The sequence below is a fragment of the Paenibacillus sp. DMB20 genome (assembly GCF_000987955.1).
Taxonomy (GTDB): domain Bacteria; phylum Bacillota; class Bacilli; order Paenibacillales; family Paenibacillaceae; genus Paenibacillus_AQ.
In genome coordinates this window covers 92,795-105,326 of record NZ_LAZU01000041.1, presented here as the reverse complement: position 1 = coordinate 105,326, position 12,532 = coordinate 92,795, and the positions used below count along the sequence as shown (strand labels likewise).

The window sequence follows — 12,532 nt, the reverse complement described above, 5'->3', positions numbered from 1 at the left end:
ATTGCGAGGGAATAATATTGAACATTCACGAGTTTTCAAGCAAATTTGCTGAAGCAACGAAGGCCATGGCTCCCCAAGAACGAGCAGCGATCATGAAGCTGTTCCAGGGAATTTCAAAAGAGCTTTCGGATAAAGGGGCTAAGCCGCAGGTTGAAAACAGCCTCGGCCAGCTTCATAAGGAAGAATGCGCATACCCGGAAGGAATGACCGAGCGTTTGCGGGCTTTGAAAGAACATTATTTAACCGCTACGCCAAGCATTACAACCTATCGTGCCAGAGCCTTTACTCAGGTATACAAGGAAAATCCAGGTCTACCAGCGATTATGCTGCGTGCCAAGGCTTTCCGCAAAGCGTGTGAAGAGGCTCCGCTGCTCATCCAGGACAACGAGTTGATCGTTGGTCATCCTTGCGGCGCGCCGCGCGCGGGCGCTTTCTCGCCTGACATCGCTTGGCGCTGGACCCGGGATGAGCTTGACACCATTCACAATCGTCCTCAGGATCCGTTCTACATCTCCGAGGAAGACAAGCGGATCATGCGCGAGGAGCTGTTCCCGTTCTGGGAAGGCAAATCGGTAGATGAAATATGTGAACAGCAATACCGGGATGCTGGTCTTTGGGAGTTTTCCGGCGAAGCGTTCGTCAGCGATCTGTCCTATCATCAGATCAACGGCGGCGGAGACTCCAACCCGGGCTACGATGTCATTCTAATGAAGAAAGGGATGCTGGATATCCAGCGGGAAGCCAAGGAGCATCTTGCGAAGCTGTCCATGCAAAACCCCGAAGACATCGACAAAATCTATTACTATAAATCCGTGCTGGATACGACCGAAGGCGTGATGGCGTATGCCAAACGGATGTCTGAATATGCATACCAGCTGGCTGCTAAAGAAACAAATCCGAAGCGCAAGGCGGAGTTGCAAAAAATCGGCGAGGTCAATGCTCGCGTGCCGGCTCATGCGCCGACCACATTCCATGAGGCCATGCAATCGGTCTGGACCGTAGAATCTTTGCTCGTGGTGGAAGAAAATCAGACAGGCATGTCTGTCGGTCGTGTGGATCAATATATGTATCCTTTCTATGAGGCGGACAGAAAAGCCGGCCGTCTGACTGAGTTTGAAGCATTTGAGATTGCAGGTTGTTTCCTGATCAAATGCTCGGAAATGATGTGGGTGTCTAGCGCGGGCGGCTCCAAGTTTTTTGCCGGCTACCAGCCGTTCGTCAATATGTGTGTCGGCGGGCAAAAACGAGAGGGCGGCGACGCCACCAATGACTTGACTTATCTGCTCATGGATGCGGTACGCCATGTCGGCGTTTATCAGCCTTCGCTCGCTTGCCGCATTCACAATAGTTCTCCTCAGAAATATTTGAAGAAGATTGTGGATGTCGTCCGTGCGGGTTTGGGCTTCCCGGCCTGCCATTTTGACGATTCCCACATCAAGATGATGCTGATGAAGGGCTGCAGTATCGAAGATGCCCGCGATTACTGTCTGATGGGCTGTGTGGAACCGCAAAAATCCGGACGCTTGTATCAGTGGACTTCCACCGGATACACCCAGTGGCCGATTGCCATTGAGTTCGTCCTTAACCGCGGCAAAATGCTCTGGCACGGAAGCGAGCCGGGATTGGACATGGGCGATTTGAGCAACTTCAAGACCTATGAAGAATTTGAAGCGGCGGTGAAGAAGCAGGTAGAATACATCACCGAGCTTTCCGCAGTGGGTACGGTAATCAGCCAGCGCGTTCACCGCGATTATGCGCCGAAGCCGCTTATGTCGATCATGTATGAAGGCACGATGGAGAGCGGCCGCGACGTTTCCGCCGGCGGCGCCATGTATAACTGGGGACCTGGCTTGATTTGGTCCGGTCTGGCAACTTACGCCGATTCGATGGCTGCCATCAAGAAGCTGGTTTACGATGACAAAAAATATTCGCTTGAGCAAATCCGTGACGCGTTGCTGGCCGATTTCGTAGGTTATGAGCAGGTTCACAAGGATTGTCTGGACGCGCCAAAATTCGGCAACGACGACGATTATGCCGATCGCATCGCCGCCGATATCACCGGGTGGACCGAGAACTATCACCGCAACTTTAAAACGCTGTACTCTACCTTCAGCCATGGCACGCTTTCGATTTCGAACAATACGCCTTTCGGCGAGATGACCGGTGCTACCGCCAATGGGCGCAAAGCTTGGTTGCCGCTGTCCGACGGTATCAGCCCTACCCAGGGCCATGACAAGAAGGGACCGACGGCTATCATCAAATCGATAAGCAAGATCGATGTCGAGGCCATGAATATTGGCATGGTGCATAACTTCAAGCTTTTGCGCGGTTTGCTGGAAACACCAGAAGGAGAGAACGGACTGATTAATCTGCTCAGGACAGCCTCCATTCTCGGAAACGGCCAAATGCAGTTCAGTTATGTGGATAATGAAACGCTGATTAAAGCGCAGCAAAATCCTGATCAATACCGTGATTTGATTATTCGGGTCGCCGGCTATAGCGCATACTTTGTGGAATTGTGTAAAGAAGTGCAGGATGAGATCATCAGCAGAACGATGATTGAGCATTTCTAAAATAGCCCCGTGCCTCTTCTCCGGCGCTGCACGCCGGGGAAGAGACATACCGGCATTTAGATATGCGCCAAGGAAGGAGCCACAGCTATGGAGTCAGGTATGCCGGAAAAGCAGGCACGTATTTTCAACATTCAAAAATATTCCATATACGACGGCCCCGGTATCCGGACGCTTGTTTTCTTCAAGGGATGCCCCCTGCGCTGTCAGTGGTGTGCTAACCCGGAGGGTCTGGAAAAGAAATATCAGGTGATGTACCAACGGGATTTGTGCAACGATTGCGGCGCATGTGTTGCGGCGTGTCCCCGGGAAATCCACCGTATGGACACTTCCGGCTCGCAGGAGCCGTCCAAGCCGCAGCATGTAGTTGACCGGAAGATCGAGTGCATGGGCTGCCGGGAATGTGAGAAGGTTTGTCCCGCGCGGGCGCTTTCTATCGTCGGGATGAATATGACAGTATCGGAAATTGTGGACATTGTAGAGCAGGATATGCTGTTCTACACGACGTCCGGCGGCGGCGTCACCTTGGGCGGCGGCGAGGTCAGCGCGCAATCCGAATTTGCGGTCAATTTGCTCAAGGAATGCAAGCGCGCCGGAATCCATACGGCCATAGAAACCTCCGGGCATACCAAACCGGAAGCGATTTTGGCCATGGCCGAATTCACCGATCTGATATTGTACGATCTGAAACATATGGATTCGGATCGCCATTATCAACTGACGGGTGTACGCAACGAGCGCATTCTCGACAATTTGCGGGAACTGATTACCCGCAAACATAACGTGATGGTGCGGATGCCGCTGATGAAGGGGCTCAATGATGATGCGGACACCATCCGCAAAACGGTGGAGTTTCTGCTTCCCTACAAGGAATACCGGAATTTTCAAGGCATCGATTTGCTCCCGTATCACAAGCTGGGAATTAACAAATACAGGCAATTGGATATGGTTTACAGCGTTGAACGCGATTTAAGCCTGAATGAAGCCGATCTGGAGCGTATTGAACGTCAAATCAGCCAATACGATCTCCCGGTTCGGGTAGTCAAACATTAAGCGGATGCTTTCGAAGTCAGTTTTGTTCGGTAAAGCTAGCGCTTTACAAACTCGCAAAACTTTTATGAGGAGGCGAGGTCGTTGATGCAGCAGCCTGCTGGGCCGGATCTCGGTCGGATGATTCAGGAGTCGGTGCCGGGCAAACAAGTGACGCTGGCCCATATCATTGCTTCACCCGTGCCTGAAATGTATGAAAGACTGGGCATCGATGAAGCGGGGGCTATTGGCATATTAACACTGTCGCCCAGCGAAACCTCCATTATTGCCGCCGATATCGCCACCAAGGCGGCAGATGTGGAAATCGGCTTTCTGGATCGCTTTACGGGTTCGGTGCTTCTCACCGGAGATATAGCCAGTGTGGAAACAGCGCTGCGAGCCATCATTGAGACGTTCTGCAATAGCCTGGGTTTTGCGACGGCGGAAATTACACGGACATGAAAAAACGTATTTTGCTGATCGGCCCTACAGGTTGCGGAAAAACGACGCTGGCCCATGCGCTTGACGGTACGAATCGTCCATTGCGGCGGACGCAGGATATGATCTACGGGCCGAAGACGATCGATACACCGGGCGCGTATGTCGAAAATACCTGGATGTACAGCCATTTGATTGCAACGGCGCAGAACGCGAGCCACATTTTGATATTAGTGGATCAGTCCCGGCATCTGGAAGTCTACTCGCCCGGATTTGCGTCTTCTTTCACAAAGCCGGTTGTCGGGGTAATCACGAAAACCGATCTTGCGCTGGAAAATGAGAATTACGGTGTACAAGTTTTAAAACGTACCGGGATAACCGAACCCTTTTTCCGCATTAGTCTTCCCGTGGGAAGGGGAATCGGGGAATTGAAACGTTATTTGTTCGGGTAATAAGAGTGGAGTTGATACCATGAAATTTATTACCGAAATGGAATTGCGCAATGTGTACAGAATAGAGCCTTTTACATCATACATGGTGGAGCATGGAAGCCGATTGACGCCGGAGGCGCGCCAGTTTTTGACGGATCGTCAGATCGCCGTGTCCTATGGTGCGCAAGAGCAAAATCAAGAACAAAAGCAAGAACCACTCCCGAATACGGAGCGACAGGCGGAAAAACCTGATTGGCGGCGTGGGAAGCTGCGCTGTCAGATGCAATCCGTCTCAGCCCTGTTCTTGTTAACCGGGCAGGAGCTGCTGGAGCGGGATGTGCTGCTGGCCCAGAAGGTGCTGGAGCTGTCAAGGCTGTTTTCGGCCCTCCAGAAAGGGGAAGGAAGCGGCGCATCCACTGCCGATTTATTTTTCCAGGGTTGTACCGGAATTACTGCCGATGTTCTTCTTGACGATGCGGGAGATTGCTTTGAGGTAACCGAGTTTCACATTCAATTGGAAAAGGGCAGAGAAATTGCTTTGCTCCACCGTTTGCGCTGCGCTTTGCGGGAGCTTGGGTTTGCGGTGTTGGAAGCCGCAGCAGGCAGTCCCCAAGAAAAGCCGGAGAAACCTGTTATTCCTGGAATCAACTATATGATTAACGCATTGAGCTCGCTTATTTGCAGAACTACAGGAGGTAGAACATGCCAGAGACAAAACCCTTTGCATACTGCGATCAACTCGTAAAGCAATTTGAAGCGGTCATCCAGAAGCCGATTCCAGGACGGTCTTCGTTCTACTATACCGGTGTGGATTTGGGAACGGCCTGTGTGGTGCTTACGGTGTTGGACGACACCCGGAAGCCGGTAGCGGGAGCTTACCGCTACGCCGATGTCGTCCGCGACGGAATGGTGGTGGACTACTTGGGAGCGATACAGATCGTAAGGGAGCTTAAAGCACAGTTGGAGCAGCAATTGGGTGTAGAACTTGAATATGCGGCTTCGGCGATTCCTCCGGGAACCGATTTACTGGATGCTGGCGCCATCAAGCATGTGCTCCAGGGTGCGGGTTTTGAAGTTACGGCTTTACTGGATGAACCTACGGCGGCTAATGCCGTGCTGCAAATATCCGATGGAGCCATTGTAGACATTGGCGGCGGTACGACGGGCATTTCGATTCTGAAGGATGGCAAGGTTGTCTATGTCGCCGACGAAGCAACGGGTGGCACCCACTTTTCTTTAGTCATTGCCGGGGCATACCAGATGAGTTTTTCTGAAGCGGACTGTTTCAAGCGCGACCCTGCCCATCACCAAGAATTGTTGCCGCTGCTCCGGCCGGTCATCGATAAGGTTGCCTCCATCGTCAACCGCCATGTTGTGGGCCATGAGGTTAAGGAATTGTACTTAGTAGGAGGCACATGCTGCCTGTCCGGGATGGAGACGATCATTGAGCAGAAGACCGGCATTGCTACCTATAAGCCTAGCAACCCCCTGTTTGTCACGCCGCTGGGCATTGCTCTGAATTGTACGCGGGAGGCGATGTGAATGGAATTTCGGATTATCAAATCTCCTTCCAAGGGGACGCTGGACATTTTGCTGCGTCGCAGAGGAGCGCCCAGCAGTCGGGAAGTTCCCCAATGCGATGCGGTCGGACTGGTGCAGGGAAGGCTGATTGATATGGTATGGGCCGCTGATGTAGCTGAAAAAGTGGTGGGCGTGACAGTGGAGGATATTCGCGGCAGCTGCCCGCAGAACATGATACTTCTCGCCATTTTTGGTGACACGGCTTCCGTAGAGGACGCCATCGCCGAGATTAAGCGGAGGAGCGGAAAAGCGGGGAGGAAGGATTGCTATGATTGCGGCTGAATTGATTCACAATATCTGGTCTACCCGTAAAGCAGATTCTCTTGTGGGAATGAAACTGATGCTGGCCGAGGTGATTGGTGGAAGCGACGACGGGCGCCGCTTGATTGTCGTCGATACGATCGGCGCTGGCATAGGCGATCGAGTGATTGTCTGCACCGGCTCCTCGGCCCGCAAAATGCTGCATGCAGACGATGTTCCTGTGGATGCCGTCGTCGTCGGCATCATTGACGCAGACTGCGTGTTCGAATAAATATTCGAACAGAAATCGAATAGAGGTTGTTCAAAAAGTCCCCCTTTGATCACGAAGAAACACTGAATGCATATTCGACATCGAATCTTGAATTCAGCCGGGCCTTCCGGTGCTCACGTACCCAAAACGTACGCTCCGCTCCTCAGGCCCTAGCTTCATCCAACCTTCTCGGTGCTGAAAGTCTGACTTTTTGAACACTTACTTATAATTCGAAAGGGGGCGAGAACTGTGAAAAAACTGATATGCGCTGCGGATGTGGAGGAATGGGTAGCTTCCGGACAGAAGCGGTGCTGCATTGACCGAAACACGATTGTGACACCGGCGGCCCGAGATAGGGCAATAGAGCTGGGGTTAGAGTTTACCCATGAGCCTTGTGGGACGATGAGTTTCGAGGCCGCAGACTGCGAAACTCAGGCTGATCTCGACATGAATGCCATTTTTACATTTTTCAAGTTGTTATCGGAAAAAGGACTGGTTGAAAAGCTGTTGGGAACGGCTCTTGAGCCACCTTATCAGGCGGAAACGGATCCGACTGGCTTGAAACTTGTGCGGGGCCGGACGGTAAAAATGGAAGCTTGCGAAACGGGAACATCTGGTGCCAAGGTATATCGTCAAGAAGTAATCGGGGGGCCGGATTGTTCCATGAGCGCAGGGTTTCTGTCTGTCGATCACGATAGCTTCTCGCAGGTGACGGCCCACGAAGAAACTTATATCGTGTTGGAAGGCACGCTTGATGTCACTTTGAACGAGAGAATGTTCACCGCCCATGAGGGGGATGTGCTCTTCATCCCCAAAGGGGTGAAAGCGACCAAGGGATCGTCGGCCTGCGCGAGGATGTTTTATATGACGTATCCGACGGGCGAACCTGATCGGAAGCTGCAGTAACAGGAGGTGATAGCATGCAGGCGCTTGGATTAATTGAAACGCGGGGACTTCTTCCGGCGATTGAATGTCTGGACATCATGCTCAAATCAGCTCAGGTCGAACTGATAGAAAAATGCAATGTGGGCGGCGGGCTAGTGACAATCGCGGTAACCGGCGATGTCGGCGCTGTTCAAGCATCCGTGGAAGCAGGGGCCTCCGCGGCGCAACAATTGGGCAGTGATGTGCTGGTCAGCCGGCATGTCATTCCAAGACCCCACAACGACATTGAGAGCATCATCGGCCGGCGCTGCGTTTCGAACCTTGCCAAGGAGAAGGACGAGACGGCGCTGCCAGTGCAGCATACTCAGGCAGCGGAACAGTTTGCGGAGCAGATGCCCGAGCAAACGACGAAGCAGACTCCGGAACCGGATGCAGCGTCTGATGTTCCACTGGATACGGCTCTCGATATTCCATTGAACACGCTGCCCGATGTTTCAATCAATCGTGGTAGTGAAGAAGGCTTACCTGTACTGGCGGCCGATCCCGCTCAGGATCTTGCGTCTGAAGACTTAAGTCCGGGAACGGACAATGAAAATCCGACAGATGGAGAGCAGGCAGTGCTGGACAGCCCATTCAAACACCAGATTGACGTGCTGGTAAAGGAATCAGGGCTTGACAAAGCAATGGAGCAACTGGAATCGATGACAGCCGTGAAGCTGCGCCGACTGGCCAGAGAGTGCGGTCCTGCGTATGGGATGAGCAGGACGACCATTTCCAAGGCCAACAAGGTGAAACTGCTCAAGCGGTTCCGCCATTATTATCAACAGTAAGCAGGATTCGAGAGGGGGATATTTCACTTGGAAAATTTTGATTATGACTTGCAATCGATTCAGGAAACCCGGGAATTGGCTCGTGCAGGAAAAGCCGCCACCGATATTCTTGCAGGGTACAATGCTGATCAGATTGACAAAATTGTACAAAACATGGTGCGGACAGCGGAGGTCAATGCCGCGGAACTGGCTGCGCTGGCCGTGGAGGAAACCGGATTTGGCAAAACCCAGGATAAAATCTTCAAAAACCGTCTGGCTTCCACGGAGCTGTATGAATCCATTCGGGATACGAAAACGATTGGGGTTATCCGCGAGGACAAGACAAATCAATTAATAGAGATTGCCGAGCCAGTCGGACTGCTCATGGGTATTATTCCATCAACCAATCCGACATCCACTACGATTTTCAAATCGATCATTGCGATAAAGGCTCGTAATGGAATCATCTTTTCGCCGCATCCTTCGGCTAAGAAATCCATCATGCGGGCCGCAGAACTCATGCACGCAGCCGCTGTCGAGGCAGGGGCTCCCGAAGGAATCATTGGCTGCGTTACCAAGCCTTCTATGCCGGCGACGCAGGAACTGATGAAGTGCGATGAAATCGCCATGATTATCGCCACAGGCGGCTCGGCGATGGTGAAATCCGCCTACAGTGCGGGTAAGCCGGCGCTGGGGGTGGGACCGGGCAATGTACCGGCCTATATTGAGCGCACCGCTGATATTCCAAAGGCAGTAGCAAATATCATTGCCAGCAAAACCTTCGATTACGGTACAATCTGCGCCTCTGAACAGGCTGTTATCGTGGAGGAATGCATCCGTCCTCAGGTGATCGCGGAGTTTGAGCGTCAGGGCGGTTACTTTATGAATCAGGAGGAAACTGCTAAAGTCGCAGCAAAGTTGTTTGTAAAAGGCCATGCCATGAATTCAAGACTAGTGGGACGTTCGCCTCAGGTGATCGCGGAAGCGGCCGGTATCCAAATTCCAGCAGGGGTCAAGGTGCTGTTAGGCGAACAGCAGGGCGTGGGAGAGAAATTCCCGCTGTCCTATGAGAAGCTTACTACCGTATTGGCGTTTTACACCGTACAGGACTGGCATGAGGCTTGCGATCTAAGTTTTGGACTGCTGCGTAATGGAGGAATAGGCCATAGCTTCTCCATCCATACGCAGAATCATGATATGGTCATGGAATTTGCGCAAAAACCTGTATTCCGCATTTTGGTGAATACGGGATCCACTCAGGGCGGTGTGGGCGCAAGCACCGGGCTTGCCCCGGCCTTCACTTTGGGATGTGGAACCTGGGGGGGCAGCGCCACTTCAGATAATGTGGGACCACAGCACTTGATTAATATCAAGCGTGTGGCTTATGGCATTAAGGACTGTACGGCACAAAACCCTGATTCTGTCTCCTCTCCACAACCGCCGAAGCAACAGGAGGATGCGCTGCTGTTGAATCTGGTCGATGAGCTGGTGTCTATTTTGCAGAAAAGCGGTGACAGCTAATGGGGAACTATGAGCAAGTGCTTTCCTTGTTAATGGAGGTTGTATCCGGTGCTGGCAAGGCGGAAAAGGAGCCGCGCTCCATCCCTTTAGGAATTTCAAACCGCCATGTGCATCTTTCTCAGGCTGATGTGGAGACGCTCTTCGGAGCCGGATATACGCTATCCAAAATGCGTGATTTGTCCCAACCCGGACAGTATGCATGTAATGAGACCGTTACGGTCTGCGGTCCCAAGGGGGCCATCGAAAAAGTGCGGGTTCTCGGCCCAGTGCGGAAACAGAGCCAAGTAGAAATTATGCGGGGAGACTGTTTTAAGCTGGGCGTGAAAGCTCCAGTGCGCTTATCCGGGGAGCTTGAAGGCACACCGGGCGTCACGTTGGTCGGGCCTAAGGGAAGCGTCTATATTACCTGCGGCTTGATGGTTGCACAGCGCCACATTCATATGACGCCTGATGATGCCCTTTTCTTTAGCGTAACTGACGGAGAAATGGTCAGTATTCAATTTGATGGTCTCCGGGGCGGAGGGTACAATCAGGTCGCAATCCGAGTTAGCAGTGACGCCGCTCTCGACTGTCATATCGACGTTGAAGAGGCTAACGCGATGGATCTCACATCGGCGTCTGTTGTCACAATCATAAAAAAATCGCTAGGAGGAAATGAACATGAGATCGGAAGCTCTTGGTTTGGTTGAAACAAAAGGATTGGTCGGTTCTATCGAAGCAGCGGACGCTATGGTCAAAGCAGCCAATGTCACCCTGATTGGCAAAGAGATGGCAGGCGGCGGCCTTGTTACCGTGATGGTACGAGGCGATGTAGGTGCTGTGAAGGCAGCAACAGATGCCGGCGCCGCGGCCGCGAAGAATGTAGGGGAACTCGTATCGGTACATGTGATTCCTCGTCCCCACAGCGAAGTGGAGATCATCCTTCCGACTACTAAGGCATAATTAAAAAAGCTATAAAATAAGCCTATGCTTCCGAAGCAAGTTTTGTTCGGTAAGCTAGCGCTATAATCTTACAAAACTTTAGGAGGAATGTAACATGAAATCGGAAGCATTGGGTTTAATTGAAACAAAAGGTTTGGTAGGTTCTATCGAAGCAGCGGACGCTATGGTCAAAGCAGCCAATGTCACCCTGATTGGCAAAGAGATGGTAGGCGGCGGCCTTGTTACCGTAATGGTACGGGGCGATGTAGGTGCTGTGAAAGCGGCAACGGACGCTGGTGCAGCAGCTGCACAGCGCGTAGGGGAACTGATATCCGTACATGTGATTCCTCGTCCTCACAGTGAAGTGGAAAATATTCTTCCCGCTGCTAAGCAATAATTTATATCGATGTTCTGAAAAGGGCCAAAACTCGGTAAAACGGGTTCTGGCCTTTTTATTTTTGTCTGTAACAATCCGCTTGTCGAAAGCTTGTCGAAGTGGTGTATTTTCTATAAATAAGGCTTTGAGGAGGAGGGATGTACTATTTCCAAACAGGTTGAAAATTGCTATAATAAAGATAATATATTGTGAAAAATTTAGCATGCAACGTCTATTTTCCCGTTCATTTTCGGTGAAAGGGTGCAACGAGATTATGCTGAAAACCAATAGTCCGATCGCAACCAAAGTATACGCACGATACAGCGGCATCCTGTCTCTTTCCAAGTTCTCGCTGCTGCTGCACGATAACAATGGAGACGTGTTGCTGGAGTTCAATCCGTCCCCTGATTTCTGCAGGCATATTTGTTGGGAGAATCCTACGCGACCTTGCGCGGATTATTTGAAGCGCTTTAATACCGGCGAACAGGGGCGATTTGTTTGCTGTTACGGCCTGGAGAATATTTTGCTGCCTATTATGATCAAAGATGAGGTTGTTGGCTTCATATCGGGGATGCAGGCGTATTCCCAGGAGAGGGAATTTCAGAAGTATCTGATTAATACGGCGGAATTGGCCGAAATGAAGGGGCTGGATTTGGAGGTTGTCGCGAAGGCGATATCGGCTTTTCCAACCATTGACCAGGATAAAGCAGATATTCACGAGCAGCTTTGCCATCATATCGCAAGGAATATTGCGCTCGACATCGCCGAAAGCGCGCAGGACAACACAGGGATTATCAATCGTCTGTCTGCGGAAAAAGAAATACTGGAGAAGAAAGTGATTGACTTAGAAGCCAAAAATATGTCTCTCGTCATCAATCCACATTTCCTGTTCAATACCTTGAATTCCATTGCCCGCATCGCCTATTTCGAACACTCCCATACGACGGAGGAATTGATCTATTGCCTGTCCGACTTGCTGCGATACAATGTGAAGCAGGATGATCAGCTTCATACCATCGCATCCGAAATAGATAACATTGAGAAGTATTTGTATATACAAAAGGCGCGTTTCAAAAATCGTCTGCAGTATGAAATCATTGTTCCTAATGAATTAAAGGCTTATCGCATTCCTAATTTGGTGATTCAGCCTATTGTTGAAAATGCAGTCATTCATGGAATAACCCCTAAGCGGGACGGGGGGATCGTTCGTCTGATTGCCGAAAAGTACAGAAATGATATCACCATTTCTGTTATAGACAACGGCAACGGGTTCTCGCCGGAGGTACTAAAGCTCATTCATCAGCCGGACAGCAAGATCGGCGTGGGCTTTCGGAGTACCGATAGCCGTTTGAAGCGTTATTTCGGAGAAGAGTATGGGTTATCGATCGTGAAATCCGATTACAGCGGGAGCACGGTTAACATCCGCATCCCCACCCAACCAAATGCGAGGTGATGATGCA

General features: G+C 51.3%; 15 protein-coding genes. All 15 read left to right on the top strand.

Features of this window, described 5'->3' with window-relative positions; translation table 11 throughout:
• Window positions 1-17: 17 nt before the first annotated feature.
• The 15 genes from cutC (at window position 18) to XI25_RS24740 (ending at window position 12,525) form a co-directional block, all read left to right on the top strand.
• Entirely contained in the window at window positions 18-2,573 is a 2,556-nt protein-coding gene (cutC, locus tag XI25_RS24810) for a choline trimethylamine-lyase (RefSeq protein WP_046680709.1), read from the top strand.
• An 87-nt stretch (window positions 2,574-2,660) separates the two neighbouring features.
• Window positions 2,661-3,623 (top strand): choline TMA-lyase-activating enzyme, encoded by a 963-nt coding sequence (cutD, locus tag XI25_RS24805; RefSeq protein ID WP_046680708.1) that lies wholly within the window; start codon window positions 2,661-2,663, stop codon window positions 3,621-3,623.
• An 84-nt stretch (window positions 3,624-3,707) separates the two neighbouring features.
• Complete coding sequence (locus tag XI25_RS24800) at window positions 3,708-4,061, top strand: BMC domain-containing protein (RefSeq protein WP_046680707.1); 354 nt, start codon at window positions 3,708-3,710, stop codon at window positions 4,059-4,061.
• Window positions 4,058-4,489: a EutP/PduV family microcompartment system protein gene (locus XI25_RS24795; RefSeq protein WP_046680706.1), complete on the top strand. Its 432-nt coding sequence runs from the start codon at window positions 4,058-4,060 to the stop codon at window positions 4,487-4,489. Before XI25_RS24800 ends, XI25_RS24795 begins: the two co-directional genes overlap by 4 nt.
• Window positions 4,490-4,508: 19 nt before the next feature.
• Window positions 4,509-5,213, top strand: coding sequence for an ethanolamine utilization cobalamin adenosyltransferase (locus tag XI25_RS24790; RefSeq protein WP_046680705.1), 705 nt, complete (start codon window positions 4,509-4,511; stop codon window positions 5,211-5,213).
• On the top strand, window positions 5,171-6,010 hold the full coding sequence (gene eutJ, locus XI25_RS24785; protein ID WP_046680704.1) for an ethanolamine utilization protein EutJ: 840 nt from the start codon (window positions 5,171-5,173) through the stop codon (window positions 6,008-6,010). Before XI25_RS24790 ends, eutJ begins: the two co-directional genes overlap by 43 nt.
• Window positions 6,011-6,331, top strand: coding sequence for a hypothetical protein (locus tag XI25_RS24780; protein WP_006677923.1), 321 nt, complete (start codon window positions 6,011-6,013; stop codon window positions 6,329-6,331).
• Entirely contained in the window at window positions 6,318-6,581 is a 264-nt protein-coding gene (locus tag XI25_RS24775; protein ID WP_046680703.1) for a EutN/CcmL family microcompartment protein, read from the top strand. Before XI25_RS24780 ends, XI25_RS24775 begins: the two co-directional genes overlap by 14 nt.
• A gap of 228 nt (window positions 6,582-6,809) precedes the next feature.
• On the top strand, window positions 6,810-7,466 hold the full coding sequence (locus tag XI25_RS24770; RefSeq protein WP_046680702.1) for a cupin domain-containing protein: 657 nt from the start codon (window positions 6,810-6,812) through the stop codon (window positions 7,464-7,466).
• A 14-nt stretch (window positions 7,467-7,480) separates the two neighbouring features.
• On the top strand, window positions 7,481-8,275 hold the full coding sequence (locus tag XI25_RS36565) for a BMC domain-containing protein (protein ID WP_046680701.1): 795 nt from the start codon (window positions 7,481-7,483) through the stop codon (window positions 8,273-8,275).
• A 27-nt stretch (window positions 8,276-8,302) separates the two neighbouring features.
• Complete coding sequence (locus tag XI25_RS24760) at window positions 8,303-9,775, top strand: acetaldehyde dehydrogenase (acetylating) (protein WP_082112502.1); 1,473 nt, start codon at window positions 8,303-8,305, stop codon at window positions 9,773-9,775.
• Window positions 9,775-10,464 carry a phosphate propanoyltransferase gene (locus XI25_RS24755; protein WP_046680700.1) on the top strand — a complete coding sequence of 230 codons (690 nt, stop codon included), beginning with the start codon at window positions 9,775-9,777 and terminating at the stop codon, window positions 10,462-10,464. The genes XI25_RS24760 and XI25_RS24755 overlap by 1 nt, the downstream gene beginning before the upstream one ends.
• Entirely contained in the window at window positions 10,436-10,717 is a 282-nt protein-coding gene (locus tag XI25_RS24750) for a BMC domain-containing protein (RefSeq protein WP_046680699.1), read from the top strand. The genes XI25_RS24755 and XI25_RS24750 overlap by 29 nt, the downstream gene beginning before the upstream one ends.
• A gap of 94 nt (window positions 10,718-10,811) precedes the next feature.
• Window positions 10,812-11,093 carry an ethanolamine utilization microcompartment protein EutM gene (eutM, locus tag XI25_RS24745; protein ID WP_019419482.1) on the top strand — a complete coding sequence of 94 codons (282 nt, stop codon included), beginning with the start codon at window positions 10,812-10,814 and terminating at the stop codon, window positions 11,091-11,093.
• Between the two features lie 253 nt (window positions 11,094-11,346).
• Window positions 11,347-12,525 (top strand): histidine kinase, encoded by a 1,179-nt coding sequence (locus XI25_RS24740; protein WP_046680698.1) that lies wholly within the window; start codon window positions 11,347-11,349, stop codon window positions 12,523-12,525.
• The last annotated feature ends 7 nt before the right edge of the window (window positions 12,526-12,532 follow it).

Excerpts from the sequence above, each read along its gene's own strand:
- cutD (WP_046680708.1), top strand. The coding sequence starts at position 2,661 with ATGGAGTCAGGTATGCCGGAAAAGCAGGCACGTATTTTCAACATTCAA.
- XI25_RS24800 (WP_046680707.1), top strand. The coding sequence starts at position 3,708 with ATGCAGCAGCCTGCTGGGCCGGATCTCGGTCGGATGATTCAGGAGTCG.
- XI25_RS24795 (WP_046680706.1), top strand. The coding sequence starts at position 4,058 with ATGAAAAAACGTATTTTGCTGATCGGCCCTACAGGTTGCGGAAAAACG.
- XI25_RS24790 (WP_046680705.1), top strand. The coding sequence starts at position 4,509 with ATGAAATTTATTACCGAAATGGAATTGCGCAATGTGTACAGAATAGAG.
- eutJ (WP_046680704.1), top strand. The coding sequence starts at position 5,171 with ATGCCAGAGACAAAACCCTTTGCATACTGCGATCAACTCGTAAAGCAA.
- XI25_RS24780 (WP_006677923.1), top strand. The coding sequence starts at position 6,011 with ATGGAATTTCGGATTATCAAATCTCCTTCCAAGGGGACGCTGGACATT.
- XI25_RS24775 (WP_046680703.1), top strand. The coding sequence starts at position 6,318 with ATGATTGCGGCTGAATTGATTCACAATATCTGGTCTACCCGTAAAGCA.
- XI25_RS36565 (WP_046680701.1), top strand. The coding sequence starts at position 7,481 with ATGCAGGCGCTTGGATTAATTGAAACGCGGGGACTTCTTCCGGCGATT.
- XI25_RS24755 (WP_046680700.1), top strand. The coding sequence starts at position 9,775 with ATGGGGAACTATGAGCAAGTGCTTTCCTTGTTAATGGAGGTTGTATCC.
- XI25_RS24750 (WP_046680699.1), top strand. The coding sequence starts at position 10,436 with ATGAGATCGGAAGCTCTTGGTTTGGTTGAAACAAAAGGATTGGTCGGT.
- eutM (WP_019419482.1), top strand. The coding sequence starts at position 10,812 with ATGAAATCGGAAGCATTGGGTTTAATTGAAACAAAAGGTTTGGTAGGT.
- XI25_RS24740 (WP_046680698.1), top strand. The coding sequence starts at position 11,347 with ATGCTGAAAACCAATAGTCCGATCGCAACCAAAGTATACGCACGATAC.